Here is a 4,583-nt window from a genome sequence, read left to right as displayed (position 1 = left end):
CATGATCTCCTCCCACCGCCTTAGCCATATCAGCCAAAACACTGAAGGTCGCTACTAACTGTAAACTGGCTCCCGCACCGCTCTCTTCCCGTTCAGCCATTACATTCATTGAAAGGCATAGCAAAAATATCGAGAGCAAAGCTCTACGACTGCTAGACTTGTACCTAATGTTACTTTGCATACTTAACCTCAATAGGGTTTCTGTTGAAATTTTGCCGGTTAGGAAAACAGTTATATGAAGCTGTTTTATAGAATTTCACTTTCTGTTGACAAAATGGAACATACTTCCTGTAGAAAAATCTCTAAACTGCGCGCATATTAAGAGGATCACTATTCAATGTTCAACGTTTTTTCAATAAATAGCGCATCTAAAGTACTGACATATTTTTTAATATCACTATTACTTAGCGCTTGCAGCGGCGGTAGCAGCTCAGGAAAACAGACCAATAATACGCCTTCACTTCAGAGTCTCTCATTATCAACACCACCAACAACAATGATATCTGGCGAAACCTTTCAAGCCAGTGTGACCGGTTTATACACCGACGACTCAAGTTTTGACTTAAGTAGCGACGCTGGCTGGAGCTCTAGTGACACGAATATCCTGACAGTGTCAGACAGTGGCCTGATTACGGCAATCAATGCTGGTAGTACTACGATTACAGCGGCTTTTTCTGGAGAATCAGCCAGTTTCAGCATAAACGTAATTGCTTTAAGCAGCATTGCGATGAGCATCATTCCCGACGATCTTGAGGTCGGCGACAGTGTGCAATTAAGTGCTAACGGAACCTACACCGATTCATCAAGCGAAGACATCAGTAACGATGTTATCTGGGCCTCTAGTAATAACACTGCTATCAGCATAAGTGCCACAGGCCTGTTATCGGTAAACACCGCTGGCAGTGCAACGATCTCTATCGAACACAATGATTTGCTAGATCAACAAGACGTGGAGGTTGTCGTTCTTTATAGTGTTAGCATTACCACCTTGCCTTCCGACATCGAAGTCGGCAGCATCCAGCAGCTGGTAGCAAACGCGCACTACTCAAATAGTACAACAAGTATTATCACCTCAGCCGCTAACTGGAGTTCCTCTGATCCGAGCATTTTGCATATCTCCAACGAAGGCTTACTTACCGCACTAGCACCTGGTGACGCAACCATTACAGCCAGTTATGAGGGTGAGCACGCTTCAAGTACGTCTACTGCATACACATTGAGTTCACTTAGCATAACACCCGCCGCGTTGACACTGGCAATTGCTTCATCTCGCACTCTCACGGCAACCGGAATTTATACGAACAACACCACAAGCGACCTTAGTCCTGAGACTTCTTGGCAATCGAGCAATAACAACATCGCCACAGTCGATGAAAATGGCTTGGTAGTCGCTGTCAGCGCTGGCAATACCAATGTCACAGCAAGTATTGGCGACATCAACACAAGTCTGGAGCTAAAGGTTTCTCCTGCTACATTGCATTCTATTTCAATTGATTTACCCGACACTCTAATTGCCGGACTCACTACTGCTTTATCAGCGACTGGCACCTATTCCGATGGCAGCACCCAAAACATTACCGCTGAAGTAACATGGCAAACTAGCGATATCAGCCTTGCCAGTATCGATAATGAGCTTATTACCGCCATTCAAAGTGGGGAGGTGCAAGTCAGCGCTATTAAAGGCTCTACAACTGGGTTAAAAAACATTGTTATCAGCCCGGCTCAAATCGACAGTCTGGTTTTGACCCCGCCATTGATCACACTAGCGAAAGGAACTCAAAGCGAGGTAAACGTCACCGCCATTTTTACTGATCAAAGCCACCAAGATGTTACTAGCCAAGTCAATTGGAGCGCTGACTCTCCTGAAATAATCTCAATTGAAGCGGGCTCATCACTTGTTAGCGGACTGGATATCGGCAGCTCAAGCCTGAGTGCTGAGCTAGATGGCCATAATGCTGCCAGTACGGTTACGGTAAGCAATGCAGTACTAAGCAATATAAGTATTCTTCCTATTAACAGCTCCCTACCAAAGGGGCTAAGCCAAAGTTTCAGTGCTCAAGGAACATACAGTGACGGCTCAGTTCAGGACATCACCGAACAGGTAACCTGGACATCGAGCGACTCGGCAATAGGCTCTATTTCAAACGCTGCGCTATCTGAAGGTTTAGTCAATGGACTAGAACTGGGATTCGTAAACATTTCCGCCACCCTGGATGATATTAGTATATCGACTAGTCTAAGCATTCAAGACGCCGTATTAACCGCAATTGAAGTTCAGCCAGGAAATATCAGCCTAGCTAACGGGCTTCAAATACAAGCCATTGCTTTAGGCTCCTATTCTGATGGAGAACAAATTGATATCAGTAAAGAGGCCAACTGGAACACAAGCTCTAGTACTGTTGCAAGCGTAGAAAGCCCTAGCGCTCCGGTTATCAGCGCTAATGCAGAAGGCGAAGCCCTGATCTCTGCCGAACTAGAAGGAATCAGTGGTATTAGTTTAGTGACAGTAACAAGTGCGACACTTCAATCAATATCACTGACGAGCGATAACACAAGTATTCCGGCTGGGTTTACAGAACAAGTCAAAGCAAGTGGCTTATATACCGATGCATCGACTAAAGACATCACCCACCTCGTCACCTGGCAAAGCGAAGACAATCAACTTATTACTGTCGACAATAATGTAGATAGCCCAGGACTAATTCGTACCGTTGCCCCCGGTAGTACACGTGTCAGCGCCAGCTTTGAAGGCCTATCGTCCAGCGCAACCTTCACAGTGACGGACGCAATACTAAGTTCTATTGCTATTACCAGCCCTGCTAGCGCGATAAACGTTAACGATGAACTGCAACTGAGTGCCATTGCAGACTACTCCGATAACAGCAGCAAAGATCTCACCCAAGAAGTAAGCTGGATAATCAGTGACAATGATGTTGTATCTATCGAGACGGCATCGAATGACTACTTTTCTAATCAAAGCGGTTTGCTAAAAGCTCTGTCAGCCGGCACCAGCGATATATCTGCCCAGTTACTAAACAGCTCAGGAGAACTTATAAGCTCTAACACTCTGAGCCTCACAATCTCGGAAGACCCTAACGCTACTAAAGCGATATCACTGTCACTGACTCCAAACGTTATTCTAAACAACGGTATTGATAGCTCTATTGTGTCCGCGACTTTAAGCCCTAACTCGGCTAGCGGAGCAATTCCAGATAACACTGAAGTGAGTTTTAGTATCACTGATAATGGCACCACACATATCGAAACGGCTTATACCAGTAATGGCGTCGCTCAAATTACCCTAAGCTCTGAGAATATTGGTCTGATATCAATTGAGGCTTCGAGCAATCAAATTCATAGTTCGTCAGCAATATACAGTACAAATGATTTCAGAAATGTCATCGTAAGCTACGCAGAAGCAGAAGTATTATATGATGCAGAAAACGAGGTCTTAAAATCTGGCAGCACTTTACTAACACTTGTCCGAAACCTATCAAATCGCGACTTCGATCTACCATTAATTGCTGTTATGACTGGCAATCCAGACCCTCAAATACATTTACCTGAATCACCTTTTGACACATCCCTTCTAACAGGAGATCAAGTTTTATCGGGAGGAGAAACAAACGCATTTGGCTACGCCCTATCTGAAGACGTCAGCGGCAGCATTTTTTATATCCTTTATGCATTAAGTGACGACACAACAAATACAGATTTTATAAGCGGTTCTGTATTCAGCTTCCAGTAAACGCCCCTCCCGACAAGAAACGAACCACTCACCACGAGTCTGGTTCGTTTCTCGCCCAGCAACTAATCCAGCGCAGTTTTCGCACCAATACAGTGCCGAACTTCCCCTCCTAAATATTAAGCACTTTTTCTTAAATGGCCTATGCTGAAATAGATTGCGGCTGACAAGTAGTTGCGTCTTCACCACACTAAAAATGTCAGTAACGACGAACTAAAATAGCAATAATAGGAAACAACCATGTCCATCTCTCGAAAAGTTCTCCTCGGATCACTTTCAGTGTCCGTTGTTTCGGTACTATTAACCGCTCTGATTACAGCAGGTGTTGGATTTAATATTGCCGAAAGCGTTATTGAAAACGAAGCACGGAAAGCGCTCATCACACAGCGAGAATCCCAGAAGGACTTTATTCACAGCTACCTACAGACTATCAAACATGAGCTTAAAGCTTTCTCTGCAAGCCATAGTGTCGTCGACTCAGCTGAAGGCTTCATCGCTAGCTATGATGATTTTCCTAAAACCGTCAGTAGCAACGAAATATCTGACAAGTTAGAAGATTATTACACCGGGCAATTTGGTGCCACCTATGCCGAGAGCAATCCAGGCTCTTCATTATCTCCCGGCAATTTACTTAACAGCATTAGCGATAAAGCCCGTTTAATGCAATATCACTTCATTGCAGACAACGCTAACCCCTTAGGTCAAAAAGATGCCTTAGACTCACTCGACTTTAGCTAAGTCACTATTTTNATAAGGCCCGGTAAGTAAAGAGGTGGCGTAATCGAGCTCTTTGAAAACGGAGTAAATAATCTCGCCTGAGTCAATATCGATCAAAAAG

Annotated in this window: 3 protein-coding genes; 2 read left to right on the top strand and 1 reads right to left on the bottom strand. The window is 44.4% G+C overall.

Annotated elements, in window-relative coordinates; all coding sequences use genetic code 11:
* A partial coding sequence (locus A3766_RS31885; protein ID WP_231882838.1) for a hypothetical protein occupies positions 1–181 on the bottom strand: 181 nt, incomplete at its 3' end.
* Positions 182–337: 156 nt separating this feature from the next.
* Between A3766_RS31885 and A3766_RS05180 the strand changes: the two genes are divergently transcribed.
* Both A3766_RS05180 and A3766_RS05175 read left to right on the top strand, forming a co-directional pair.
* Entirely contained in the window at positions 338–3,748 is a 3,411-nt protein-coding gene (locus tag A3766_RS05180) for an Ig-like domain-containing protein (RefSeq protein ID WP_068638164.1), read from the top strand.
* 237 nt (positions 3,749–3,985) lie between these two features.
* Entirely contained in the window at positions 3,986–4,483 is a 498-nt protein-coding gene (locus tag A3766_RS05175; RefSeq protein WP_068641835.1) for a hypothetical protein, read from the top strand.
* The last annotated feature ends 100 nt before the right edge of the window (positions 4,484–4,583 follow it).

It is taken from the genome of Oleiphilus sp. HI0132 (assembly GCF_001635845.1).
Note: the sequence above shows the minus strand (reverse complement) of the source record. Positions and strands in the feature narration are given on the sequence as shown.